General features: G+C 56.2%; 19 protein-coding genes and 1 pseudogene. 2 read left to right on the top strand and 18 right to left on the bottom strand.

Going from position 1 to position 25,498, the window contains the following annotated elements; genetic code table 11:
- Positions 1 to 250: 250 nt before the first annotated feature.
- From NTD86_RS12545 to NTD86_RS12510, 8 genes and pseudogenes are all read right to left on the bottom strand, one after another.
- Positions 251 to 1,252, bottom strand: coding sequence for a Rieske 2Fe-2S domain-containing protein (locus NTD86_RS12545; protein WP_262202605.1), 1,002 nt, complete (start codon positions 1,250 to 1,252; stop codon positions 251 to 253).
- On the bottom strand, positions 1,249 to 2,388 hold the full coding sequence (locus tag NTD86_RS12540) for a hypothetical protein (RefSeq protein ID WP_262202603.1): 1,140 nt from the start codon (positions 2,386 to 2,388) through the stop codon (positions 1,249 to 1,251). Before NTD86_RS12540 ends, NTD86_RS12545 begins: the two co-directional genes overlap by 4 nt.
- Entirely contained in the window at positions 2,385 to 3,539 is a 1,155-nt protein-coding gene (locus NTD86_RS12535; RefSeq protein WP_262202601.1) for an ATP-grasp domain-containing protein, read from the bottom strand. The genes NTD86_RS12540 and NTD86_RS12535 overlap by 4 nt, the downstream gene beginning before the upstream one ends.
- Entirely contained in the window at positions 3,527 to 4,885 is a 1,359-nt protein-coding gene (locus NTD86_RS12530; RefSeq protein ID WP_262202600.1) for a F390 synthetase-related protein, read from the bottom strand. Before NTD86_RS12530 ends, NTD86_RS12535 begins: the two co-directional genes overlap by 13 nt.
- A complete protein-coding gene (locus tag NTD86_RS12525) occupies positions 4,875 to 5,729 on the bottom strand; it encodes an MBL fold metallo-hydrolase (RefSeq protein ID WP_262202598.1) in 855 nt (284 codons plus the stop codon). The genes NTD86_RS12530 and NTD86_RS12525 overlap by 11 nt, the downstream gene beginning before the upstream one ends.
- The gene (locus NTD86_RS12520; protein ID WP_262202596.1) at positions 5,726 to 6,733 is read right to left on the bottom strand and encodes an NAD-dependent epimerase/dehydratase family protein; all 1,008 of its coding nucleotides are present in this window, start codon (positions 6,731 to 6,733) and stop codon (positions 5,726 to 5,728) included. The genes NTD86_RS12525 and NTD86_RS12520 overlap by 4 nt, the downstream gene beginning before the upstream one ends.
- The gene (locus tag NTD86_RS12515; RefSeq protein WP_262202594.1) at positions 6,733 to 7,752 is read right to left on the bottom strand and encodes a beta-ketoacyl-ACP synthase III; all 1,020 of its coding nucleotides are present in this window, start codon (positions 7,750 to 7,752) and stop codon (positions 6,733 to 6,735) included. Before NTD86_RS12515 ends, NTD86_RS12520 begins: the two co-directional genes overlap by 1 nt.
- Before the next feature lie 64 nt (positions 7,753 to 7,816).
- Positions 7,817 to 8,459, bottom strand: a pseudogene (locus tag NTD86_RS12510) (IS3 family transposase); the annotation flags it as partial.
- A gap of 881 nt (positions 8,460 to 9,340) precedes the next feature.
- Between NTD86_RS12510 and NTD86_RS12505 the strand changes: the two are divergent.
- Both NTD86_RS12505 and NTD86_RS12500 read left to right on the top strand, forming a co-directional pair.
- Complete coding sequence (locus NTD86_RS12505) at positions 9,341 to 9,991, top strand: GIY-YIG nuclease family protein (RefSeq protein ID WP_262202593.1); 651 nt, start codon at positions 9,341 to 9,343, stop codon at positions 9,989 to 9,991.
- Between the two features lies 1 nt (position 9,992).
- On the top strand, positions 9,993 to 12,251 hold the full coding sequence (locus NTD86_RS12500; protein WP_262202592.1) for a DNA sulfur modification protein DndB: 2,259 nt from the start codon (positions 9,993 to 9,995) through the stop codon (positions 12,249 to 12,251).
- Between the two features lie 88 nt (positions 12,252 to 12,339).
- Here NTD86_RS12500 and NTD86_RS12495 read toward each other — a convergent pair whose 3' ends face one another.
- From NTD86_RS12495 to eat, 10 genes are all read right to left on the bottom strand, one after another.
- Positions 12,340 to 13,176, bottom strand: coding sequence for a phosphoadenosine phosphosulfate reductase family protein (locus NTD86_RS12495; protein WP_262202591.1), 837 nt, complete (start codon positions 13,174 to 13,176; stop codon positions 12,340 to 12,342).
- Positions 13,169 to 16,495, bottom strand: a complete 3,327-nt coding sequence (locus tag NTD86_RS12490; protein WP_262202589.1) for an ATP-binding protein — start codon at positions 16,493 to 16,495, stop codon at positions 13,169 to 13,171. Before NTD86_RS12490 ends, NTD86_RS12495 begins: the two co-directional genes overlap by 8 nt.
- On the bottom strand, positions 16,488 to 17,444 hold the full coding sequence (locus tag NTD86_RS12485; RefSeq protein ID WP_262202588.1) for a DUF4007 family protein: 957 nt from the start codon (positions 17,442 to 17,444) through the stop codon (positions 16,488 to 16,490). The genes NTD86_RS12490 and NTD86_RS12485 overlap by 8 nt, the downstream gene beginning before the upstream one ends.
- Before the next feature lie 853 nt (positions 17,445 to 18,297).
- Positions 18,298 to 19,053, bottom strand: a complete 756-nt coding sequence (locus NTD86_RS12480; RefSeq protein WP_262202586.1) for a helix-turn-helix transcriptional regulator — start codon at positions 19,051 to 19,053, stop codon at positions 18,298 to 18,300.
- Positions 19,054 to 19,287: 234 nt separating this feature from the next.
- Entirely contained in the window at positions 19,288 to 19,815 is a 528-nt protein-coding gene (gene ppa, locus NTD86_RS12475; RefSeq protein WP_262202584.1) for an inorganic diphosphatase, read from the bottom strand.
- 102 nt (positions 19,816 to 19,917) lie between these two features.
- A complete protein-coding gene (locus NTD86_RS12470; RefSeq protein WP_262202583.1) occupies positions 19,918 to 20,730 on the bottom strand; it encodes a zinc-dependent peptidase in 813 nt (270 codons plus the stop codon).
- 12 nt (positions 20,731 to 20,742) lie between these two features.
- The gene (locus NTD86_RS12465) at positions 20,743 to 21,390 is read right to left on the bottom strand and encodes a DedA family protein (RefSeq protein ID WP_262202582.1); all 648 of its coding nucleotides are present in this window, start codon (positions 21,388 to 21,390) and stop codon (positions 20,743 to 20,745) included.
- A gap of 266 nt (positions 21,391 to 21,656) precedes the next feature.
- Positions 21,657 to 22,466, bottom strand: a complete 810-nt coding sequence (gene eutC / locus NTD86_RS12460) for an ethanolamine ammonia-lyase subunit EutC (protein WP_262202580.1) — start codon at positions 22,464 to 22,466, stop codon at positions 21,657 to 21,659.
- 2 nt (positions 22,467 to 22,468) lie between these two features.
- Complete coding sequence (locus NTD86_RS12455) at positions 22,469 to 23,869, bottom strand: ethanolamine ammonia-lyase subunit EutB (protein WP_262202578.1); 1,401 nt, start codon at positions 23,867 to 23,869, stop codon at positions 22,469 to 22,471.
- A gap of 52 nt (positions 23,870 to 23,921) precedes the next feature.
- Positions 23,922 to 25,370 carry an ethanolamine permease gene (gene eat / locus NTD86_RS12450; protein ID WP_262202576.1) on the bottom strand — a complete coding sequence of 483 codons (1,449 nt, stop codon included), beginning with the start codon at positions 25,368 to 25,370 and terminating at the stop codon, positions 23,922 to 23,924.
- Positions 25,371 to 25,498: the final 128 nt, after the last annotated feature.

Below are 25,498 nucleotides of genomic sequence, written 5' to 3'. Positions count from 1 at the left end.
GAGTGCAGTTTTGAAGGGGCAAGGCCACAGCGCGTCTTTGCGTTTCAGCGCGCCTGGTGTGTTAGGAACCTTCTTGTTTGTGCAGTGGATTCACCAGCAATATTCCTCCGCCCAACATAACGACCAAGCCATTGGCCCAACGAGCAAGTAGAGTGCAGAGAAGTATTAATAAGCTGAAACCAATTTTCACAAAGCGCTAACCATACAGGATGGATCTTCTAGTTCTATTTAATTTTAACTCGCTTGCCTTTTAGAGCCAGATGTCGATCTGACGTGCTTCAAAAGCCTGCGGCTGGCCGTGCTCGAGCAATTGCCGAATACTCGGCCCGAGCAGGTCCTGCGGGCCGTCCAGCGGGTTGGCTGGCATTGTCTGGAAGCGCCTATGATTGGTGCTGACTTGTTCCAGGATCTGTTGATCCTGGCGCAGTATTTGCCGGAACAACTTGCGTAATACGCAGCGCTTGAGCATCGCAGGAATCCAGCCACGCGCTGTGGCGATCCGTGCAAACAAGCGTAGCTGGCCGTCAGCAGAAGGCGTTAGCCAGGCGCTGACTAGCAGATTGAGGTCGCCCTTGCGGTCGAGATACTCTATTTCCGCCAGGCCCGGAAGGCGGAAACGTCCCATGCTGGTGCCGCGCTCACCTTCGAGCAGTTGTGAAATCAGCCCTGACTGTTTGCCTTCTTCACTGTACTGGGCTTCGACTCCATCGACGAGCGGGCGAACCCAGGCACTGATTTTCTGTCGTTTTTTGTCATGACGGATCCAGCCGGAGTGGACGAAATGGGTGTGGAAGCCGTCGAGGAAATTCTCCGCCGCGTCTTGCATCGAACACTGCACTTGATCGGTGATCCAGAACGTATCGAGTTTGTGCCGGTGTTCGGCGGGTGCAACGGGCGGCGCCAACGGGCTCTCGGTGTTCAGGCTGACCCATACCAGCCCATGGGCTTCGCAACTGGGCAGACTGTCGAGCAGCGGCTTGCTGCACGGCGCCAAGTCGGTGCCGGGCACGCGGGTGCAACGCCCGTCGGCGGCAAACCTCCAGCCGTGATAAGGGCACTCGATCTGCCCGTCGCGGACCTGGCCCGCGCTTAATGGCGCGAAGCGGTGCGGGCAGCGATCCGGCAGTGCGGCAGGGCGGCCCTCGCTGGCGCGGAACAGTACCAGTGGCATGTCGTGCACTTGGCACGCCAACGGTGTGTTTAGCAGTTCGTGGCTGAGTGCCACTGGCCACCAGTGATCAAGCGGATTCACAGTTTGAGCTTCCTCATCATGGGCACGGCGATGCCATGCAGCAGGCGGCTTAGCACCGTCCATACCAGCCGTCGGCCCCAGGACAAATGAGCGACGTGGATCAGGCTGTATTCGATCTGCGGCTGCCCGCCGCGCAAGCGTTTAAACTCGGCGGCGCCGGAGCTGAAATTAAGCACTTGGCGGCGCTCGACGGCTTCTTGCAGGCATAGGCGGGTCAGTTGCCGATAGAGCCCGGCCTGCTGTGGTAATGCAGTGTCATAACCGACTATCGGGGTGCTGATGATCTCCGAATGTGCGAACCAGCCCAGCACGCCGTCGATACGCCCTTCAGGGCTGCGTAATGCACGCAATTCGAGCCAGCCTTCGTGTTGGCCGCGTTGCATCCATTGGGCGCTGTAGTGCGGGTTCAGTGTGCAGTACTTGTTCAGATAAAGCAGGTTGTAGAGGTGTTCGATGCGCTGGAAGTCGGTGTCGCTCAGCGCTGTGCCCGGCACTACGTCATACGGGCTGCGCCGCAACAGTGTGGCGTCCAGCCGAGAGTTGTGGTGTTTGAGAAACGGCGCCTGCGCCCCGGCCCGACCGTCGAACAGATAGACCTGGCGGCTGGGGATGCTCAGGTAGCCGAGGGCTTCCAGGCATTGGCGCAATTCCCGGTTGCTGAAGTCATTGAGCGAGCGAAAGCCAATCCCGTGGTCGGGAAAGGTTTGCCGCATCAGCGCGGTGATCGCTGGCAGTTCGGCGACGTTCCAGTCAGCTGGGTAAAGGTTGGTCGACAGCAGCCAGTTGTTGATCTGCACCAGTTTGTCGACCTTGGCCGCGCTCAGCAGGCGTTCAATGCCTTGGGTCAGTAGCTTAAGTGGCCAGGTCAGCCATGGCCGACCGAGGCGCTTGAGCTCTTCGCGGGCATAACCGCTGTAGGTTGTTTGGGGCGACACCACATAGCAGTTGTCGTCTGGTTCGTTGCCTTCGGTAATGCTGACTGGAAACTGCTGCGCGCCGGTGTCGAGCAGCGCCATGCGGGCGCTGACATTGCCGATCAAGGCCTCGCCGGCGCAGGTGCGAACATAGCGCCGGGCGAGGCTGTCATTGGGGGTGGCAGGTTCGCTGAGAAGTTGCTCTGCGAGCAGCAGCTTCATGGTGTGCGCTCGCTTAACGGTTGGCCGTTCCACTCGATGTCCGCGGTGGACGCGGCCAGCAATCCGCAGCGCCGGGACGCAGCCCGGGCGATGATTTCTCCCAGGCTCAACACCTGCGCGACCAGCGGCCAGAAGTCGCCTTTCTGGACGATTACATCGCGGGCGCTGGCGTAGTCTCGCCAGAACGGAGCGCTAAAGGCGCGTTGCGGCGCCGCCAGCAAAAGCATCGCCAACGCGATCATGCGCGGTTCCATGGTCGGTTTAAGCAAAAACTCGGGTTTGTCGTTCAAGCTACTCACCAACTGCTGGCGCTGGTTGTCGAACAGATGCACGCCGCTGGTGGCTCGTGGGTTGCACTCCAGCACATGGAAGCGGCCGTCGTGGTCCTCAATAAAGTCGAAACCCACCTGGCCGGTGTAGCCTGTTTCGCGGCCAAACTGTTCGAGGAACCTGTGTACCGACTCCGGCGCGCTCGGTTGGAAGTAGATCCCCGAACCACGGCCCACTCGGTAGCGCGGGTGATAGCAGCTGTGGGCGCGAAGTTCGCCGTCGATCAGCACGCTGAAACTGCAAAGCTCCCGCCCTTCGATAAATCGCTGCGCCACCCACGGCGCGACGGGAGTGGGATGCACGTTGTTCATCTGTTGGGCCGACGGGCGAATCAAAGTCTGCGAGGCGAAGCGCGAGTACGCTGGTTTGAACACCCACAGCGCGGTTTCGTCGGCGAGTGCTAGCAATGCCTGACGATCCGTTAGCTCACGGGTTTCGGGAGCGGCCAGGGTCCAGCCATCGGTCATGGCCGCAAAGTGGCCCTTGTGATGCACGCGGTGCAACAGCGCAAAGTCGCTGGTCAGCACCCGACACAACGGTGCCAGGCGTTCCCGGCCGTGGGCCAGGTAAAACACTTCTTCGCAGGTTGGCAGCAGCAGGTCGATGTGTTGGGTTTCTATCACCGTCGCGAGGGCTTCGACCCAGGCCGCTGGGTCCTGTCGTGGCTCGGGCAAGCGCACGTAGTGCTGCGCCGAGCGGCTGAAACGGCTGAGCGGCTGGCTCAGCGAATCGCCGACGCTGACGGCCCATCCGGCTTCGTCAAAGGCTCGCGCCCATTCCAGGCAGGCAGGCGCACGTGCACCGAGAATCAGTACGTGCATGGCAGACCCTCGGGCAATTGAAGGAGTTTCAGGCGTCGGCGCTTGGTGTGTAGCGGCGGCGCCTGCCAATGGCCGAAGCTCAGCGCCGGAGGTCGCAGGCCCTGTTGGGCACACAGCGCATGGACGCTGGCGCTGAGGGCCGCGCACAGGTTGGTGTGGTCGTCAGCGGTGCGCAGGTTGATCTGCCAGTGAAGGCCTTGCTGGTGGATTTCATATTCCTGCAATGAGGCGCCGTGCATCAGCAAGGCGCGGCGCAACACGTCGGGATAGAGCGCCCGCAACTGACGCCCGGCCAGGTCAGGCAGCCAGAGAACGTCATCGGCGCGGCCCTCGACCTCTGCAATCGCTCGTTCGACCCGCCCGCAGGCGCAAGGCGTTTCGGCAACCCGCAGGATATCGTTGAGGCGGTAGCGCACGATCATCTGCGTGCTCCGGGAGAAGTCAGTGATGATCGGCTGAAACCGTGTGTGCCCGGCGTCCAGCCAGTCTGGCTCGATGTGCAGATGGCTTTCGTTCAGGTGCAGGGTGCCTTGCTCGCAGGTGTAGCCGAGGAAGCCTTCACTGGCCTGATAAATCTGCTGCGGTGCGACGTCGAACGCTGTATTGACAGCATCGGCGTCAGCGTTTTCGAGCACTTCGGCCACCGACAGGATATGCGTGGGGCGTATTGTCAGGCGCCCGGCCAGCGCCGCTTGGGCGAGGCCGCGCAGTACGGTGGCCGGGGCCACCAGCACATCGGGCCTCTGTGTATTGAGACGCTCAAGCGACACATCCAGGCCAAGGGTCAGGTCGTGAAAGGCGAAGTCGATCCGGCGACTGGACAGGGTGGTGTAGAGGCGGCTGTTGGCACGCAGAAAAAACGCGATCCGCAGCGGTGCGCGCCAAGGGCACAGCAAGCGTGGCAGCAAATGGCTGGGCAAGGTGCGCGCCAGCAAGATGCCGGCCCAGCGTTGGCGCTCCAGCGTGCTGACCAGAAACACACCTTGATTACCCGAGGTGCCGCTCGACAGCCCAACGGTGATATCGCCCAGCGTCGTGCTGAAGTCGCGGGAATTTTCTGCCTGACGCGCTACTGGCAACACCTGTTCAAGGCTCAGGCCACGTGTGTTGAATCCGGCGAAGTCGTCCATCAAGGTCGCTTTGTCCATCAGCGGCAAGTCGGTGAGATCGGTGGCGCTCAGGTCTTTGAAGCGTCGGGCCTTGGGCAAGACGCGTTGCAGGAAGTGCTTCAACTGTTTGGCCTGCCAGGCTTCCAGTTTTTCGCGACGGGTGAACCGCAGCCGGTAGCGGCTGTGGATAAAGCTGAGTGCGCTGCGCAACGCACCGATTAACCGTTCACTTCTCATTGCTGAACGTCTCCCAGGCCTGCGTGCAATGGGACGGCAACACCGCCACGGCCGGCTCACGGCGGATCAGCGTGCCCAGGTCGCTGTAGGTCTGGCGGTACTGTTTGGCATCGTGGCTGGCCAACCATAACGCAGGTGGAGCGGGCAGGCGCTCGGCGCGGCAAGCTGGAGCCGACCAGCAGGCGTCCGCTACCAGAAACACCGGGCGACCCTGAGCATCCGGGATGAACAAACCGAGCTGGCCCTCGCTGTGCCCCGGCAGCGGCACGCCGATCAGGCTACCGTCACCGAGCAAGTCGAGGCCTTGGCTAAAGGGCGCCATCCACTCCGGCAGTGCGGTGCTTTTGCAGGCGTCGGCCAGTGTCAGGCGAGCGCTAAAATCGTCCGGCAGCAACGCGGGCAAATGACCACCGAGGGTGGCGCGCCAGCGGTGGCCGCGCAGGCTTTCGATGTGTCGACGGTCGGCGTCCAGGGCAATGAACGAAGCCTGGGGGAAGTCTCGTAGCCCGGCGATGTGATCGCTGTGGAAGTGCGAAATGATCACCGTGCGAATGTCGTTCGGAGCAATTGCGAAGGCCTTCAATTGGGTGAGCAGTTGTTCCTGCACCGGCAGTTGCACCGGCACCGCGCTGCGATAGAGGCGTTCGGGCAGCGCCTGGGTCGCTTTAAAAAAGTGTTCGGAGTAGCCGGTGTCGTACAGCACCCACCCTGCATCGGGATGGCGAACGAGGCCACACAGAGCCGGAAAACGTGTAGGTGCCCATCGCCCGCCATGATCGGCCATGCATTCCAGATGCAGGCACCAACCGGCGCGCAACACGTTGAGGCTGACTGTCCGGCTCATGCTTGCGCTCCTTGTTGGGCGAGCCACCACTGCGCGTGCAGGCGAATGCCTTCGTCTTGTGTTATCACGGGGCGGTAGCCCAGTTCGTTACTGATGGCGCTGAGATCAAGTGTTTGGCTAAACGCTAGCACGCCCACGCCATAGCGGGTCAGCAAAGGCTCATCGCCGCCACGCAGACGAGCGCTGGTTTCCAGCGCCCGTGCAACCGCGTCCACCAGCGGCCACGGCACGCGCCGCGTGTGCAGTTTCAGACGGAATTGCTCGGCGATGCGGTGCAGTAAGTCTTCGAAAGCCAGCGGCGTGCCGTTGCTGATGTTGTAGGTGCAAACGGCTCGCGGCAGCGGTTGGGTCAGGCTCAACTCCACCGCGTGCACTAGATTGTCGATGCAGGTCAGGTCAAGTTGCGCCCGGCCGCCGCGCATTAGCGGGATCGGTCCACGCCGCATGACGCGCAGCAGGCGTGGCATCAGCGTCCCATCCCACGGGCCAAACACCGCGCGCGGACGCAGGATCACCGCTTCGCAGAGCCCGGCCGCATGCACCCGTGTTTCGGCCAGCGCCTTGCTACGGGCGTACTCGTTGACCGGTGCTGGCAGTGGTTCGTCTTCGCGGATGCCGAGACGATCGCGGAAGGCGAAGTACAGGCTTGGTGTCGACAGGTGCACCAAGCGTTTCACCGTGTTGGCGTGGTAGGCCTGGAGCACTTCGTCGATGGAGTCCAGGTTGGCCTGGGCGAATGCCTGCGGCGTCCCCCACGGTGAGGACAGTGCCGCGCAATGGACAATGGCGGTGCAACCTCGCGTAGCGTTGATCAGCGTAGAGGTGGCCGCAGGCGTACCGTGTTCCAGCGAGATCCAGCGCACAGAGGCCGGGCTGTGGCGAATAACCTCGGCTGCCGCCACGGCGTTGCGGCCGCTGAACTGCACCTCGAAGCCTTTGGCCGCCAGTCGCCAGACAATGTGCCGGCCAATGAACCCGGTGCCGCCGGTGACTAGAATCCTCATCAGTACTCCAGGACCATGCCGCCAAGCGACAGACCCGCGCCGGTGCCGATCAGCATTAGCCGTTGCCCGCGCTGGATGCGCTGGTCGCGGATGGCGATGTCCAGTGCAGTGGGTAGCGAAGCGGCGACCTGATTGCCGTGTCGGGCAAAGATGTCGACAACCTTTTCCCGTCGCAAGCCCAGTCGCTTGGTCGCATGTTGCATCGCCTGCTGGCTCGCCTGATGGGGGATGACCCAATCGATCTGTGTCTGCGTCAGCCCGGCCTGGCACAACAGCTCATCCATTAGCGTGGGCAGATGCTTGGCTGCAAGGCGGAAGACGCTTTTGCCGTGCATCGAAAAGCTGGTCAGCGGTTCGAACGCGGTGTCGATACGGCGCGGGTGAAAGCGCGAGCCACCGGCAGGTATCTGGCACAGGTGCGCGCCATCGGAAAATGTCTTGAGGCTGGAGGCAAGTATCTTTGGCCCGCCATCGCTGGCGCCCAGCACCACGGCGGCCGCGCCGTCGCCGAAAATTCCGCAGACCTCCACATCTTGCCAGTCCAGCCCGCACGAAGCGATATCCGAACAGACCAGCAGAATGCGCTGGTAGCGCCCGGCAATCAGCGGCCACGACAGAGTGTCGACGGCCGTGATGAAGCCCAGGCAACTGGCGTTGATATCCATGGCAGGAATACCGGAGTGACCTAGTCCCAGTTCGCGGTGCAGCAAGGCGGCGTTGCACGGCATGCCTTGGTCCATGGTGCCGCTGGCGCAGACGACCAGGTCGATCTGATCCAGTTCAAGGCCTGCCGCGCGTAAAGCGTGGCGCGCCGCAATGGCGCCGAGGCTGGCGGCGGTTTCGGTGCAGCTGGCGACATGTCGTTGGACCACACCGCTGATAAGCGCCACACTGCCCTCCACCAGACCTAGCGTGGTGTCCAGTTCGGCGCTGGTGACAATTCGCTCGGGTAGGGCATGCCCGGAACCTAAAATGGCCACAGGTCTAGAGGCAGGTGGCAGCAGCTGTGAAGTATGCATTCAAGTTCCGGTTGGAGAGGATGGGCATTTGCGACCCAGAGAGTGAGTTGTCCAGGATTCTGTAATAACGTTGTAAGTTCATTGCGTAACGCTGCCCGAACTCTACCGTTGACAGCTGATTGTTGAAACCATGGTGGCGTTTTGCGTTTTAGAACATCTCGATGTGATCGAACACATCGCTACTAGCATCTTCCCGAGTGGTGTAAGTTTTCCGCTTGATCCGTTACCGTTTCAGAAGCTGGGGCGCTTCAGTAAATTGGTGAGGCGACTTCTGGCTTACGGCCGTATTTGCCTCGGCGGCGTCGATACCCTGTCTGAGAGCGCAAACCTTCAAGGCGCATCAGCCTCTCCATACGATGCCGACCACAATCCTCACCGGCTTCGCGCAGATCTTCGTGGACGTTGCGATAGCCATAAACATCGCCGCTCTCCAGTCAGGAATGCTTGATCAAACCCAGCAGTCGCTGGGCTTCTTTGGCGCGAGAAGATTGCGGTTCAGACAGCCAGGCGTAATAACCTCAGGGATGGACTTTCAGCGATAGGCAAATCCGTCGAGTCTAATAATCGCACGCATGCTGCTTGATAAAGCCGGACTGTAACCGTATTGCTTGGCAAAGTACGCGGCGGCCTTTGGAAGATGCCTCGCTCTTAGGGGGGCGCTTGAGTTCGGCTTGCAGACGATGCAGCTCAGCGTGCTGATCATCGTCGGCTGAGGTCAAATGGCATTGGAAAGCGAGTGCTTTAAAGGCCCGTAATAGACAGGGTATTGGCAGGACTTTCGGACGGTACAGGATTATTTCGGACAATTAAAAAGCCGGCTTGTGGCCGGTTTTGTTGTGTGATTAAGCTATTGATTTTAAACGATATTATAATATTTTTCATGTTCTATCCCCCCATTTGTCCCCCCAGTTTGATCCTGCATGCACCCTCCGTGAGTAGGTGTCGGTGCCCGAGCGGAAAACAATGCTCAGACATATCCGCGAGCTGCAACGGATTGAGTAGGAAACTATGGAGGCGAAAGCTCTGAAAGATACCGTGGAGATTGACCGCTCGCGAAAATAGATTGTGCTCTTACCCTTGTTGCCGGGAGTGGCTAGCGAACCTGGTTATTTTGGTATGGGGCGCTCGCGATTGGCTGTTCGGCGAAACGAGTTTATCGGACATCGACTGGGTCGTCAGCCCGACCGGATATCGCTGTGAATGCCCGCGATTTGAAGCTAGGGAGTGTTGAAAATCGATATGGTGTCACATACAGAGCACCACGGTGCACAGCCTACACGGTAACGGTGCGGCACAGGGCTTCGTTTGCAGAGGCATCAATTTAGCTGAGGGTTGGTGTCCAGTATATAGGGGGCAAATTCAGGGTGTCAGTCAATCGTGCGAACGGCAGGGCTGGATGGAGGATTACTTCATGGTCACCTCGATCAAGATCGATTACCCTGATGCCCACCTTTATAGGTGCAGGGGGTTGAGTCGCATCTAGCGCTGGATGGAAATTAGGACCCGGTCGTTTCTCAATATCGAGGGCAGGTGCTGCAGCCATTAGGCGTGGATACCTCCACCGATCCGCCCAACAATAGGTGTGTAAATGAGGATAGAAGCTGGACAAGCCTTTGCTTGGTCAGAGATAGATCAAGCTCCAGAGGTACCAGGTGTTTACGCTTGGTACTCCAAGCTTGTAATTTCTAAAGCTGATATTGAGGCTGTTATCAAGAAGGTAACTGCGGCTCAGCTAGAGGGAGACGCCCAGGCCCGTGCAGCGGTTGAAGCTGCATTGAACACATTCATTTTTGGTCCTTACCAAGAAACACCTTATCAGGTAACGATGCGGGGACAGCTTAAGCCGAAGTTCTTTGGTGAGGTGGTGCATGAACCATCTAAGTCGGACTCGTTGATTGAGCGGCTTGCAGCAGACCCCGATCGCTTTCGCGTCATTGCTGACGTACTAAAAAATGTTGCTCCTTGGTTTACTGCGCCGCTATATATCGGTATGGCCAAGAATTTGCGCTCCCGCCTGAAGCAGCATCGCAACAAGATTGTTGAGTTGAGAGACCTTCACGGTGGTGGAAGTAGGGATATCGTCGCAGAAGCAGGTTTTGCCAATCAGGTGGTTGCTCGAAATTTTGATCCCACGAACCTTTTTGTTCACATTTCCGAGGTGAGAGTGGACACCGGCGAGCACAACGACCTAGAAAATATTCTCAATCGAATCAACTATCCGATCTTTGGAAGGAACTGACATGGCAACGCTTATCAGTGGAGGTACAAGTGCGCTTGATGTGCACCTTGATGGAACCATCGGTACGTTTCGGGTGAGCACGGAAGATGGCAGGAGCGCCGGAGTAGAGGTTCGATACCTCTTGACTCACGTCACCTTGTCAGAAAAGCAAGGTCAGGCAAAGCTGCTAAGCATGCTTGCTCCTGTGCGTGAAGTCTTTGATTTGAAGCAACTTGATTTTGACGAAATTATGCAGCGAGATATTGAAGACTCGCGAGTTTCGTTGGAGCTTATTCCTTACCTGCTTGATACGTCTACTTCTGGTCTCATCAAGCTCTTCCCTCCAATCGTGGCTGTGGCCTTGCCGCTAAAACCTAACAGCCGAGTTCCTGCACAGTACTACCGTAAGGTGGAACGAACGTGTGAAGACTCTAAAGATCACCAGGGTATCAAGGAGCAACGCATAACTGCTGGAGCCAAGGGAGAGGAGCAGTTTCAATTTTTCCAAAATCTACGTGGCGACACGCCCTTGTCCGAGGGTGCACAGCTGCGTCTTGCGCGTGATAACTGCACTCTCGCCATAGTTGATGGGCAACATCGCGCGATGGCCCTACTGGCACTCTATCGCAATCTTACAGGTGGATGGGCAGAGGCTACGCGTAGCCCGTATGAACGCTACTACAAAGTTTGGCCTGACAAAGAAATCAGATCTTATGACCTCAGTTCACTTCAGCTACCAGTGCTCATTTGCACTTTTCCCGAGTTGGATGGCTCGTTAAGTGATGATATAGACATGGACGTAGTGCGTGCCGCTCGTCGAGTGTTTTTGACTCTGAATAAGACGGCTAAGAGTGTTTCGGACTCACGTAACAAGCTTCTGAACGACCAGGATATCGTAGCAGAGTGCCTCCGCGCGACGCTTTCTCACATAAAGGGATTAGACGTAAAAGATGCCACTGCTCTTCGTATTTGGAATGTCGAACTCGACCAAGAGCGAGATCGTGTAAAAATTGCAAGCGATGTTGCTTTTACCGGTGTAAGTCATCTTTATCATCTAACTGACCATCTTCTCATGGGCTACCACGCTCACGGCATTGAAAGTCGAGGTAAGGTAGGGGCTCCCAAAAAGAAGCTTGATTTGGCCTATGAGCGCCTAGGTCTCAAAGATGAACTCACTCAGGAACAGAGGGAGATCAATAATAAATCCAACTACTCGGACGAGATAAAAGATATTGTCCGTAAGAGATGGTCGGAGTTATACACCCCGATAATTGACAGTTTCCTTTCCGCAGTGCATCCATTCGATGCATTTGCTCGGGCAACCATTAAGCTCAACCATGCGCTAGTTGAAAAACGTGATGCAGAACTGGAGAAGATGCTTTTCGACGGCCAAGCTACTGTTCGAACATTTGACGCTTTCCGAGAAGGGTTGGCGCGCCGTGTGGGAGATAACGAGCTAAATTGGGACACCCCTGAAATTCGGGAGGCCTTAGAGCGCGTCAATGCTGTCATGAGTAGCCGGAAGGCGCGTGTTGAGGAAATGAAAGTGAGTCGCGCACTCTTCTTTCTAAACAGTCTGACACCCAAAGTCGAGAAGAAGGTAATCATTGACGGGGAAGTCGTGAAGCCGTTGCGTGATGCCATCGATCGCTTGTACGAGAATGTTTTTTCGACAGTCGCTTTTCAAACATCAGTCGTATGCACCTATGTAGAAGCGATTGAGCGTGTTTTCGGTAGCATAGATAAATCTACTCCTGAGTTGCTGACAGAGTACATTGATGCGCTAAATTCGTTTTTATGTCCAAAAACGCTCGAAGATCTTAAGTCGCTGATTAGGGTTTTTGAGGGCGAATTGAGCGTCGATGAGGAAAGTGTAAAGCTTGTTTTAGGTGGTCCTACATTTCGAAAAGTTGTGCTTCCTGGAGAATTGCAGCCCGCTGAGTGGCCTAAGTATCGGTATTTGATATTGGAGCTTTGGAGGTCGACGGATGAGGGGGTTAAGGGGCTCGTTGATCAAGATCGGGATCACTGTCGTCAAGCAGTTGCGCAGTCTTTGATGCGACGTCAGGTCGCAGAGTATTGCGATGAGCATCGCATTGCTGATGTTGATCTTGCAGACGATGCTCGTGCAGCCATTCGTGATAAGGCCAAGGCAAGCTATCAAGAGTTTCTTAATGGTGTTGTAAGGAAGAAGGTAACCTTACCTATCCTAATGTTTGATCCAGCGCCTGGAGGCGGAGATGGCTCTTCTGACGATGCTGACGCCGAAGAAGTGGAGTAGATAAGAGAAGAGTAGCAGGCTGAAAATAGACACCTCATCAGGCCTTCCCGATGAGGTGTTATATGCTGAAAAAACTAAGTAACGATGCTTATTTGTGGCAAATCAAACAAGAGCCCCCGCCCTCGTCTTCTCCGTAGATATCATCAATATTTACGACGTCTATCGGGCGCAATGGGTTGATTGGGGTGTTTGCGCGGGTGCGTGCTTTGCGAAGTTCAAAGTCTGCCGTAATTTGCGCTACTCTCTCTGGCTTTTCTAAATCTACCAGAGACTCGCCTGCAGACCACGTAAAAGGAGATCCGTGCTCCAGCGCGTCCTTTTCCAAGGCCTTTGCTTCTTCGAAGGCTTCAGGATGGCGCTCCTTGAGGTGGACCCATTCAATTTTTTGTTGGAAGAAGCAGAAGGTGCATCCGCTGCGCGAGCGCCATTCGTAATATTTTGGGTAGCCCACACCTGAAGATTCTAGGATGTCCATTACACCTGCTTTATCGATTCCCGCTTCGCGAAATGGTAGCGTGACGATCAGGTTATTTTGTTTAGATGAATATCCCTCGCGATATTCCTCATCGGCGCGAATAGCGACGTAGGATGTCACTTTGTCTCCCGAGGCAAGCATCGGTTTTATCCATTGTTCGAATGGCTTGAGTTTCAGCATCCGTGTGCACCAGCGTGTCTGGGGCGAAGGAAGAAAATGATTGTACTCGCGCAGCCAGAAATCAAAGTCGCGACGTGGATTAAGACGTTCTATAGGTCGTCCCAAATAACCTTCGAGCCGGCCCAGAAACTCGTAGACCTCAGGTAGCTCTTTACCTGTGTCTGTAAAAAAATACTCTATGTCCAGTTCTGGGTGAGTTTGGCGCATATATACGGCTAAAGCTGCACTGTCCTTTCCTCCGGATAACCCGAGTACGTGGCGCTCACCCATGACTTTCTTCCTCTTCAGCAGCTAGTTGCATACCTGCTTTAGCTAAAATTGCGAGTAGTACTTCGGTTTCAAGTCCTTGCTCGCGTAACTGACTAGCAATTTCCTCCGCTTTGGATTCTACAGCTTTACGATGCCGGTCAGTAATCGCGAAGGAGCGAGAAATTACTTTGGTTTCTGATCCGGACCCAATTACAACCGCGAATGCTTCGCTGTTGGGCTGTCGTCCCTTTACTGACACGAAGGCTTCGGCTTGTCGAAAGCGAAGAGCGACTTTCGATATTTCAAGCATTGCCGAGTCGATGTCACGATCTATCCAATCGCGAGGTGGTTTGTTGGCCGCAAGGCTCAAAATTCCTTCTATACTTTCGATCGTCCCGTCATACTTTGCCAGTCGGGTGGCAAAAGAATCTTGGCGAAGATCTCCGGTTATTCCCGAGACTGCCTCAGCACGGGCGCGTAGACGTTCAAGCTTATCTCCAGGAGCATCAAGTGCTTCAAGCATAGAAGCTCCTGCGCGACGAAGCATAGTCTCATAAGCGCCAGCTAGCTCGATTATTGGACTGCGAAGAGCTTTGACGTAAGCTTTGCCGTCATCAGTATTTAGCAGAGCAACCAAATCAACAAACAGAACTTTATGTGGGTCCTTCGCTTTGAGTAAAGTGTCACGAATGGCTCGTGCTTTTTCGCTCACCTGATGTGTGCGTTGCGTCCAGATTGGAAGGTTAAATACTAATGCAACTAGGCCGCGGGCCGCTTCTAGTGGGTCGCGAGCGCTCGCGCTTTGCCCTACATCGGCAAGGACTTCTGCAATGCCTTTCAGAATATATGTTTTTTCTTCGTCGATAATGACCCAGCGAAGCGAAAAGCGACCCGCATCTTGAAGGTATTCATCGATATCCGCGTCGGTTAGGCGAGGAATAAATACCCCATCTTTGTAAACTGCAACATTCGATTTGTGAGCGAGTAGGAATGCAGTAAAAATGATAGGTTTTATGCCGGCTTTCATACCGAATGGCGGTTTGCTCCAAAGATCTGAGATGTCGGATGCTTTGACGCGCACTGAGGAGTCACTAAAGAGCGCTCTAGTTGTGCTCCATAATTTGCTAATTCGAGCATCATCGTTTTCTTCAGGTGGAAGGAAGCGCCAGTGTCCATCGGTGTCTTGACGGTGCAAGTCTGTGCTTCTAAGCACGGTTTCGTAAAGTCCTCGCTCAGCGGGAAAGCCTTCAATGTTGAAGTTTTCGGAGGCTTCGTGATCAAGCATGAGATGCATTAAATCACGGCGTGCCTTAACGCTATTACTCGAGAGATTGTCGCGATTAGCAAGTTCACTCCAGACCAGTGGTGAGCTTGGATAGAGCTCGTCAGCTAGATCAGAAGCAATGGGTGAGAGGCGTGTTCCTAAGTCAATAGGGTCATCGCTACCATCGAACCATTGGGCGTTTGTAGTGGCTGCTTGGAGTTGCTCCGTCAAGTTCGCTCTTACAGAGGCTAAGCGGGCATGGACTTCGCGGCGGGCTACTGCATCACCCTGCAGTTCGTGACGATCTTTAACCGCTTCTAGTGCAACAAGCTCTGCGCCGAGCGTTTCGATCCTCGCATAGTTCCGTGGGACTCCAACAAGAAAAGGCCAAGGTTGGCGCTGAGAGCATTCTTGGGCTCGACGCAATGCTGTTTTTTGACTTACATTGCTACCAGGTAAAACCAGAGCAAGAAGTCCAAACTCACCTTTGCTTGGGACATATTTCTTAGCCAGACGCTCAGTTTCTTCTAATCGGCTCAGAGAAATATTCATCCAGCGCATTGAGCCTGTCTCATGATAGTGTCGCTTGGCTACTACTGGATGCAAGCCCATCAAGTGAGCTAGGTGGTTGTAGTCGACACCTGGAGAAGAGGCGAGGGTTTGTGTAATGGCTGAGTCGATGTCGAAATCGCTACCTTCGAATACTGACCAAGCACCAATGTGCTTTTTAAAGAGAGCTACGCGCATGCGCGAAAGCTCCTCAAGAGCCTTCTCGACCTCTGCAGTTGGAGTCTGAAAGAAGATTGCTTGTAGGACAGGCATGTCAGCTGCTAGTCCAGATCCGTTGCGGAATAAATCAATAATCGCGATGTTCTTGATCAGCGCCACAAGTAACGTATTACTGGTTTTCGCTTCTGTTCGCTCGACTGCTTCCACTGCTTGTGACCAGCGGTGTCCATCGGGAGATGCAAGGATTGCAGGCTCTAGATTCGAGCGAAGGTAGTCCCAATAGTCGTCGGGGCGATACCAGGTTGCGGACTGAAGAGGTGTGGCTTTTAAGTATGAATTGAAGCCATACGGCTCTACAGAGGCCAGGAACCCAAATGTGCTGCGTTCGTTTTGCCCGAATTGTCGTTTGGATATGGGGCCGAGCAATGCTGCCATTGCAGGATGGAGGGGCCAGCAGTTTGCTAGGGATTCGGCGAAGATGCTTCCCACTGCTGGTCGGCGTAACCGGATAGAGTCGGCGATAGCAGCCGATGCTTTCCGCACCCACTCGGGACGATAATCTGACTCGATAGCGCGTCCAATGAGTTCGACAACTTCGTCGCTAGCAGCGACGAACGGTAGATCTACATAGCGACCTTGAACTTTTGCCCATTCATCACGAGTGTCGTTACCAAGGCGTGCGCCGTATTGAGCGAAGGACTGGTGTAGTACGCCTATGATCACCAATTTTCCGTTGGATCTCGCGGCGGCTTCGGCAAGCTCTTGAAAGAAGTAAACATCATCGCCATTCCCCAAAGCCGAAGCTTCGAGAAATTTGCCCATTTCATCCAGGATGACCATAACTCCGTCTTGCGACCGATCTTCAGCAGTTTGTACCAAATCGTTGATGAGGCTAGATGCGGAGATTTTACGGTTGTCGACGCTTTTCCCTTTAGCTTTACGAAGTGCAGCATTCAGCTCGAAAACTACGCTAGAGCGCTTGCCTACTAAGGGGACAATAAGCCAGCCTTCGCTTGCAGCGAATGCCCGGTCAAAGTGGGGTATTACCTCGACTTTTAGGGCTTCTCTCGCTCGCTCTCGTATGGCGCTATCGTGATGGAGTGCGCTTGCTAGGGTGACTGCCAGAGAGGATTTTCCGCCTCCGAATGGGCCAGTCCAAGTAAATGAGCGTTGATTCGTTTCCGCCAGTTGCTTGGACATGCTTCGCAGAATAGTGGTCGCTGTGGTGTGGCATATATAGCCAGCTAGCGCATCCTCGCGGCCAAGGTCGGCATCTAAGCGAATTGAGCGTTGGTAGTGGCGGGATATCCGCACTCTTTCAGAGAGTTGTGTGCGTTCGTCAGTCATATGCTTTTCGAATTAGTTCGCGGCGCCACTCAGCTGAGTCGCCAGATTGTTTGTGTACCTGGCGCAGGCCTGCGGTATCGGTCCATGCCAAATACCCGTCAGTGAGGTCACTTAAGGCTATCAATCGCTCGGCTACTGAGTCTTCGTCCAGCTTGAACACTCGGCCAGGTGATCCCTCTGCATAGGCGATAGTTTCGAACGCCATGGAGCTTAGGCCTTCTGCAGCAGTTTCCCAAAAAGTGAGCAGGGCGTAAGCAAACAGTCCGTTATGCAGTGACGTTTTGGGTCCTCTGCGAAATGCGTATTGGCCTTTGTGCACCTCTTGCAACAGTCCTAATTCACCAAGCAATGGCTCTGCAAAGTCCTCGGGGGAGCCGCCTGCGAGACGCGGGGCGTAGCTGCGGAGACAGGTTTCTAGATCACGCGCGAGAGTGGAGGGAGAGATGCGCTTATTTGGGGTAAGTTTACGCGCGAAGTCTTCTAGAGGTGCTTCTAGCTCTTGACGTGTGAATGTTGGCATCGTTACGTGATTAAATAACCATCGCCAAGTGGTTGAGCGAGCGCCTTGACCAGCAAGGCACCAATGGGCGTACCACGCAGTTGAAGGGTTTTCAGCGTATGGATCTAATCCATCATCATGAAAAATGTCTACTGCTATTTCAGGAACTTCAAAACTACTAGGATCAGCTTCAGATTCACACAGAACGTCGCATGCTAGCGCCCAGTGTCGAATCGAACTGACCATGTTTTTTCCTACGCCGAATATTGCAATGGCGTTTTCATCTGTGAACGTGGCTTTGGAGACCTTCCCCTTGCGGACCGGGGAAATAGCTCCGTCGTCGTGCCAAACCACTTGGTCAAATGCTTTTTTTAGCCACATCTGGCGTAGTGGGAAGGTCTCATGTCCAGAGAATTGAGCTTGACTAAATTTATTTTTTGGGGTTCGCATTTTTTTTGAGTCTTGGCCAGACTGGTGACAATCACCAGTTCAAGTTTGTAGTCGATTCTAGGGAACGAGGAAGGCATAGGCAAGGACGATCTGTGTATATTTACAGTACTTTTGGTCGCGCGCTTTCTGGTCAGCGCAAGGATTGCGTTATGGCTATGCTGGCTGTGGGTTGCAAGAATTCGGTTGACTATTGCCTTGGCGTGTGGTATGAATTTTTTCGGGGTGGTGATTCGATTTACTCGGTTAGGCGTGCGATAGCTAATCGTCGAGCTGATGGGACTTGTTGGTTGAATTGTTGTATAGGGGGGGCGACCAAGCCCTGCTGAGGCAGCTTCGCTCTAAGCCACATGCTTTGAAGGGCATACCAATCCATTGCTTGGGTGGGGGCGCCATCCTCATAGGTGCCGGGTTCGGTCAGGTTTTCAACTTGTTTCGGATTCAGCTTACCCATTTGATTCCCCTGTCGTCCGCTTGTCCCCCCACCTGTCCCCCCACTTCATCGTCGGCTGAGGTCAAATGGCATTGGACAGCGAGTGCTTTAAAGGTCCGTAATAGACAGGGTATTGGCAGGACTTTCGGACGGTACAGGGTTATTTCGGACAATTAAAAAGCCGGCTTGTGGCCGGCTTCTCGGGGGCGGGTTTGGTTTGTTTTTGGCAAACCGTACTCGCCTTCAAATCGGGAGCACCAAGACGTTGCGTCTGGTGGGGGCGTGGCAGTTTTTTGCTGCGTGCCCTGCAATCCGGCTTGCCTGGGCAAGGGGTTGCGTGAGTGGGGCGCAGCATACTGGGAATCGCTTGCATTTCCCAGCGAAAATTCCTTTTTCAGCTTGGCCCTTTGACTCAATGAGGCTCTATTCCGCCAGTTTGTAGGGCTCGGGCGGGCGGCGTTTGTTCAGGGTGGACCACCAGAATACCCAGCCCAGTATGCGTATGCGTTGTTCCTGTATTTGCGCCGCATCGTAGAGTTCGTCCGGGTACTCTTCGTGGTTGTGGCTGCGCAATCGCACTCCCTGGTTGGGCTGGCGATAGACGTATCGGATGCGCAGCATGCCGTCGTGCTCAAGGGCATAGATTTCGCCGTCGACGATGTGGGTCAGGCTGCTGTCGATGGCGAGGGTTGAGCCGTCTTCGATACGTGGCGCCATGCTGTTGCCGATCATCGGTGCGCTTATGGCCTCTTCAGGGCTGACATCCCTGGCCTGCAAGATGGTCGTATTGAGTCGCACTTGATGGTTGGGGATGTGTGCGACACGGGTGGGTCTGGAGCCACTGTTGCTCAGGACTTCGTTGTAGAACGGGACATCAACGTCGACGTCGCTGCTAGTGTTCAGGGTGCTGCCAGGGGGAGTGGTCAAATCCGGACATGACTTGAGCGCAGCCTGGCTGATTATTGGGGTGCCTGGGTGTTTGATGCCTTCGCCCGTGCGCAGCCATCGGCTGTTTACGCACAATAGCTCAGCGATTTCGTCCAGCCGGGCCATGGGTATTCCACGCTTGAACCAATTGTTGACGTGCTGCGGCGTAACGCGGCGGTTGGCGGCGAAGTCCGAAGCGGATAAATGACACTCCCGCAGGAGAGTTCTGAGGCGATCGCCGGATGTATTCATGACAGCGGATTTTACGGAGAAGGTAGCCTCGTTTAAATAAACTATACGTTCAAAAAAAACAGAGAGAAAAAGACTCTTCTTAGAGTTAAAAAGATATTTCTCACCCCCATCCTGCTCTTATTCCACAGGCATGAACAGGATGCGTTTATTCGTGTTTATTTAGGCCAAAAAAAACCCCGGCGAGCCGGGGTTTTGAGTGCTTCAGACAGGCCAGGTACGCCAGCCGATGGGCACTTAGCCTTTGTAGGCAGCAACCGATTTGGTGATCTCGGCGCGGGCGGCTTCTGCGTCACCCCAGCCTTCGATCTTCACCCACTTGCCTTTTTCGAGGTCTTTGTAGTTCTCGAAGAAGTGCTGGATCTGCTGGATCAGCAGTGGTGGCAGGTCGGTGTACTCTTTCACGTCAACGTACAGCTGGGACAGCTTGTCGTGAGGTACGGCCAGTACTTTGGCGTCGCCGCCGCCATCGTCAGTCATGTGCAGGATGCCGACTGGACGAGCACGGATAACCGAACCTGGAGCCACTGGGTAAGGGGTTACCACCAGAACGTCGAGCGGGTCACCGTCGTCAGCCAGAGTGTTCGGAATGAAGCCGTAGTTGGCTGGGTAGAACATCGGGGTCGCCATGAAGCGGTCAACGAACAGGCAATCGCTGTCTTTGTCGATTTCATATTTGATCGGCGCGTGGTTAGCCGGAATCTCGATGGCGACGTAGATGTCATTCGGCAGGTCTTTGCCAGCCGGAATCTTGCTGTAGCTCATTGGGCGGTGCCCCCGTGTGTAGGCCAGTTTGCTTGGCCGATGTGGCCAAAAAGTGGCGGCGATTATAGGCGTATTCCTGCAACCACGTCACGTCTGGCGGTATCAGTGATGTGCACGGTAATCAGGGTGTTCACTCTGTAGCGTGCGTAACCGGGCCAGGGTGTCCTGCCGATAAAACAGGCTGAGCTGCTTATAGACCAGCGGATACACGTGGTACAGCAGGTCGGGTGCGCTGAAGAAGTACTCGCTGGTGACCGCAAAAAACTCGGCCGGGTTTTCAGCGGCGTACGGGTCGATGGGCGCGTGGTCCGGGTTGTGGTGGTCCAGGTAGTGATTGAGGTGGTCGAAGGCTTGCTGCATGTCTTTGGTCCAGTCACTGACCTGCATGTTGCTGTGCAGCGGCGGCATGCCGTTGGCGGCGCCGTTAAGCATGTCGAGCTTATGCGCCAGTTCGTGGATCACCAGGTTGTAGGCTTCCCAATGCCCGCTGGCCAGTACGCCCGGCCAGGCTAGAATTACCGCCCCGTGTTGCCAGGCTTCACCGCTGTGATGGCCTTCCCAGACGTGCTCGACACCGCTAGGGTCGCGATGACGCTGGGGGCTGATGAAGTCGTCGGGGTACAGGACGATCTCATGAAAGCCCTGATACCAGTCCAGATCACCGAGATTGAGCAGCGGCAACTGGGCTTGGGCGGCCAGCCGCAGTTGGCCTTCTTCGGTGAGTTCGACGCCGGGCATGGGCGTCAGGTGCTTTTGCTTGAGGAACACCACGCTGCTTTCGCGCAGCCACTTGTCCTGCGCGTCGTCCAGCCCGTCGAGAATACTCAGGTGTTGGCGGACGTCATGCCAGACATCCTCCGCCACCGGGTGTTGCGCCAGAATCCGCTGGCGTCTCCATTCACTCAGCGACCACATAGGCGTTCTCCATCACGCTTTAGAAGGGCTACGACCCAGGCGGCTGCGAATCACACCGATGATCATGGGTACCAGCGACAGCACGATGATGCCCACCACCAGCAACGACAGGTTGGTCTTGATGAACGGTACGTTGCCGAAGAAGTAACCCAGGGTGACCAGACCGCCGACCCACAGGATGGTCCCGAACACGCTGAACATGAAGAAGCGCGGGTAGAACATGCGCGCCACACCGGCCACGAACGGCGCGAAGGTACGGAAGATCGGCAGGAAGCGCGCCATGGTCACGGTTTTACCGCCATGACGCTCGTAGAAATCATGGGTTTTTTGCAGGTAGTCGCGACGGAAAATTTTTGAGTCCGGATTACTGAACAAGCGTTCGCCTGCCGTTCGTCCAATGATGTAGTTGGTACTGTCCCCCAATATCGCGGCCAGCATCAGCAGTGCGCCCAGCAACACAGGGTCCATACCCCCGCCCGCGGCGACCGCGCCAGCGATGAAAAGCAACGAATCACCCGGCAGGAACGGCATGACAACCAGACCGGTTTCACAAAAGATCACCAGAAACAGGATGGCGTAGATCCATACGCCGTAGTTTCTTACCAGCATGTCCAGGTACACATCGAGGTGCAGGATAATGTCGATAGGGTTGAAATCCATGTAAGGCACCTGTGTTGATGACCCGGCTCAGCAGGTCTGTGCGAGGGGTAGGTAGTTAACTACAGCGAATGTAGTTTTTTCGTACATTTCGGTTTGGGGGGGATTATACGGATTGATGCGAATTGTGCTGCTTGAGTTTGTAGCCAAGCGTGTATTAATTCTTATCGAATCAATCTGTAGGAGCGAGCTTGTCTCGCGATCTTTTGATTTTTATGGGGCAAAAGATCGCAGCCTTCGGCCGCTCCTACAGCAGGATTGTCACGTGATTACGCGTCTTTTAGCAGGAAGTTCTCGTTGGGCGCGGTCACGTCCAGGGTCTGAACTTGCGCTTCGTCCTTTAGGTTGACTCCCGACAACTGGCGCCGACAGGCTTCGCGCATCAGGTACGCCAGCCGATGAGCGGCCATCCCGTAGCTCAACCCTTCAAGCCGCACGTTAGAGATGCAGTTGCGATAAGCGTCGGTCAAACCAACCTTCGGCCCGTAGGTGAAGTACAGCCCCAGACTGTCCGGCGAGCTGAGGCCCGGGCGTTCACCGATTAGCATCACCACCATTTTGGCGCCCAGCAGTTCACCGATCTCATCGGCGACCGCCACTCGCCCTTGCTCCACCAACACGACCGGCGAGACGCTCCAGCCTTCAGTGGTGAAGTGCTCTTGCATGCGGGTCAAAAACGGTACGGTATGGCGATGCACCGCCAGCGCCGACAACCCATCGGCCACCACCAGCGCGACGTCGAAGCCGCCTGTGTTGGCCTGCGCGTAGTCGCGCAGCTGCTGCGCCGAGGCGTCATTGAGCTTTCGCCCCAGATCGGGCCGCTGCAGGTAGCTGTGGCGATCACTGGCGGCGCTGTGCACCAGCAGGCTGTCACGGCCCAGCTCAGCAAATTGGTCGCTCAGCCCCGCATGATCGAACGGCAAGTGCACCGCGTCCCGCGCCTGGGCGTGAGCGAATTGAAAGTCCAGTTGCGCCTGGGTCGGCAGGCTGGTGCCGGTGCGGCCCAGAGCAATACGCGCCGGGGTCAGGCGGCGCAGTTCCAGCCATGGGTTTTGGCTGTCAGTGGGTGTTGTGGCCATGTTCAGCGCCCTCCCAAATGAGCCAGTGCCTGGCGGAAGGCGGGTGGCAGTTGATGACCAAACTCAATCCGGCCGTCGTTCTGGGTAAATATTCCGATCTTGCTCAGCCAATGTTCGAACTCGGGCGCAGGCTTGAGGCCCAGGGTTTTTCGGGCATAGAGCGCGTCATGAAAGGACGTGGTCTGATAGTTGAGCATGATGTCGTCCGACCCCGGAATGCCCATGATGAAGTTGATCCCGGCCACGCCCAGCAGCGTCAGCAGGTTGTCCATGTCGTCCTGATCGGCTTCGGCGTGGTTGGTGTAGCAAATGTCACAGCCCATCGGCACGCCCAGCAACTTGCCGCAGAAGTGGTCTTCGAGCCCGGCGCGGATGATCTGCTTGCCGTTGTACAGGTACTCGGGGCCGATAAAGCCGACCACGGTGTTGACCAAAAATGGCTTGAAGTGCCGCGCGACTGCATAGGCGCGGGTTTCGCAGGTTTGTTGGTCTACTCCGAAATGCGCGTTGGCCGACAGGGCACTGCCTTGGCCGGTCTCGAAATACATCAAGTTGTTGCCCAACGTGCCGCGATTGAGGCTCAAACCGGCTTCGTAACCTTCCTGCAGCACATTCAGGTTAATCCCGAAGCTGGCGTTGGCCGCCTCGGTGCCGGCAATCGACTGAAACACCAGGTCCAGCGGCACGCCCCGGTTGATCGCCTCAATGGAGGTGGTGACGTGGGTCAGCACGCACGATTGGGTCGGGATGTCATAGCGCTGGATGATCGCGTCGAGCATGTTCAGCAGGTCGCAGATCGAAGCGATGCTGTCGGTGGCCGGGTTGATGCCGATCATTGCATCGCCATTACCGTACAACAGCCCATCGAGAATGCTTGCGGCAATCCCCGCCGGGTCGTCAGTGGGGTGGTTGGGTTGCAGGCGGGTGGACAGGCGCCCGCGCAAACCCAGGGTGCCGCGAAAGCGGGTTACCACGCGGATCTTCTGGGACACCAGAATCAAATCCTGCACGCGCATGATCTTCGACACCGCGGCGACCATCTCCGGGGTGAGGCCGGGAGCCAGGGCGCGCAAACTGTGTTCATCGGCAGCGTCACTGAGCAACCAGTCACGAAAGCCGCCCACGGTCAGGTGGCTGACCGTGGCGAAGGCCAGCGGATCGTGGCTGTCGATGATCAGCCGCGTCACTTCGTCGGATTCGTAAGGGATCAGTGCTTCTTGCAGAAAGTACGACAGCGGGATGTCCGCCAGGGCCATTTGTGCGGCCACGCGTTCGCCGTCATTTTGCGCCGCCACGCCGGCCAGAAAATCCCCGGAACGGGCCGGGCTGGCTTTGGCCATGACGTCTTTGAGGCTGTCAAAGCGGTAAGTCTGTGTACCCACCGCGTGAGAAAAAGTTGCCATACAAGGTGCTCCTTAACGCCAGACGCTGTGCGTCTGGCGGGTTTCTCAGCGACTAGTGCAAGGATTGCTCAGCCTGTTGAATGGCTGCGAATTCCTCTTCCGGCGTACCGGCCACCAAGTGGTGTCGACTGTAAAAAGCAAAGTAGGCAATTAATACGCCATAGATCACCGCCGCGCCAATCACCACGCGTGGATCGACCAGGAACCCGGCCACCACCGCGACGCAAGCGAGCACCAAAGCGGTGCCTGAGGTGACAATACCGCCCGGTGTACGGTACGGACGCTCCATTTTGGGGCGACGAATGCGCAGGGTGATGTGCGCGGCCATCATCAATACATAAGAGATGGTGGCACCGAACACCGCCACCAGAATCAGCAGATCGCCCTGACCGGTCAGGGACAGGCCAAAGCCGATGATGCCGGGGATGATCAAGGCCAGTACCGGGGCTTTGCTCTTGTTGGTTTCAGACAGTTTGCGCGGCAAATAGCCTGCACGAGACAGGGCAAAGATCTGACGCGAGTAAGCGTAGATAATCGAGAAGAAGCTGGCGATCAAGCCCGCCAGACCGACCAGATTGACGAAGCCGCCCATCCAGGTCGAGCCGCCATAGGCTTTGCTCAGCGCTTCAACCAGCGGGTTGCCGGAAGCCATCAAATGATGGGCGCCAGCGCCACCCGGGCCGATCACCAGGATCAGCAGGGCAAAGCTCAAGAGCACCAGCATGGCGCCGATCAGGCCGCGGGGCAGGTCGCGCTTGGGGTTTTTGGTTTCTTCGGCAGCCAGCGGCACGCCTTCGACTGCGAGGAAAAACCAGATCGCATACGGGATCGCCGCCCACACGCCGACGTAGCCGAAGGGCAGGAACGCGCTGGCGCCTTTGGCCTCGGTGGCTGGAATGTCCAGCAAGTTGGCCACACTGAAGTGCGGCACCATCGACACCAGGAACACGCCCAGCGCAATCGCGGCCACGGCGGTAATGATGAACATCAGCTTGAGGGCTTCACCGACGCCGAAGATGTGGATGCCAATAAAAATGATGTAGAAGGCCAGATAGATCATCCAGCCGCCGACGCCAAACAGCGACTCGCAATACGCCCCGATAAACACCGCAATGGCGGCGGGGGCGATGGCGTATTCAATGAGGATCGCGGTGCCGGTCAGAAACCCGCCCCACGGCCCGAACGCGCTGCGGGCAAAGCCGTATCCGCCGCCTGCGGTTGGGATCATCGACGACAGTTCGGCGAGCGAAAAGCACATGCACAAGTACATGGTGGCCATCAGCAAGGTGGCGATAAACATACCGCCCCAGCCGCCTTGGGCCAGGCCGAAGTTCCAGCCGGCGTAGTCGCCGGAAATCACATACGCCACGCCCAGGCCTACCAGCAGGACCCAGCCTGCAGCGCCTTTTTTCAGTTCACGTTGTTGAAAGTAGTCTGTGCCGACTTTCTCAAAGTCGACGGAGGAGTTGGCTGCCGGAGCAGCATTGTGTTCGCTAGGCATTTCCGTTCACCTGTTCTTTATTGTTGGGAAGATTTGACAGGGAGCAAAGCAAGAGCTGGGCCAAGGGCCCGATTGCAGGAGAGCTTGCCTTGCGATCTTTTGACCTTTTAAAAGATCGCGAGGCAAAC

The organism is Pseudomonas sp. 7P_10.2_Bac1 (genome assembly GCF_025465935.1).
In the GTDB taxonomy this organism is placed as follows: domain Bacteria; phylum Pseudomonadota; class Gammaproteobacteria; order Pseudomonadales; family Pseudomonadaceae; genus Aquipseudomonas.
Note: the sequence above shows the minus strand (reverse complement) of the source record. Positions and strands in the feature narration are given on the sequence as shown.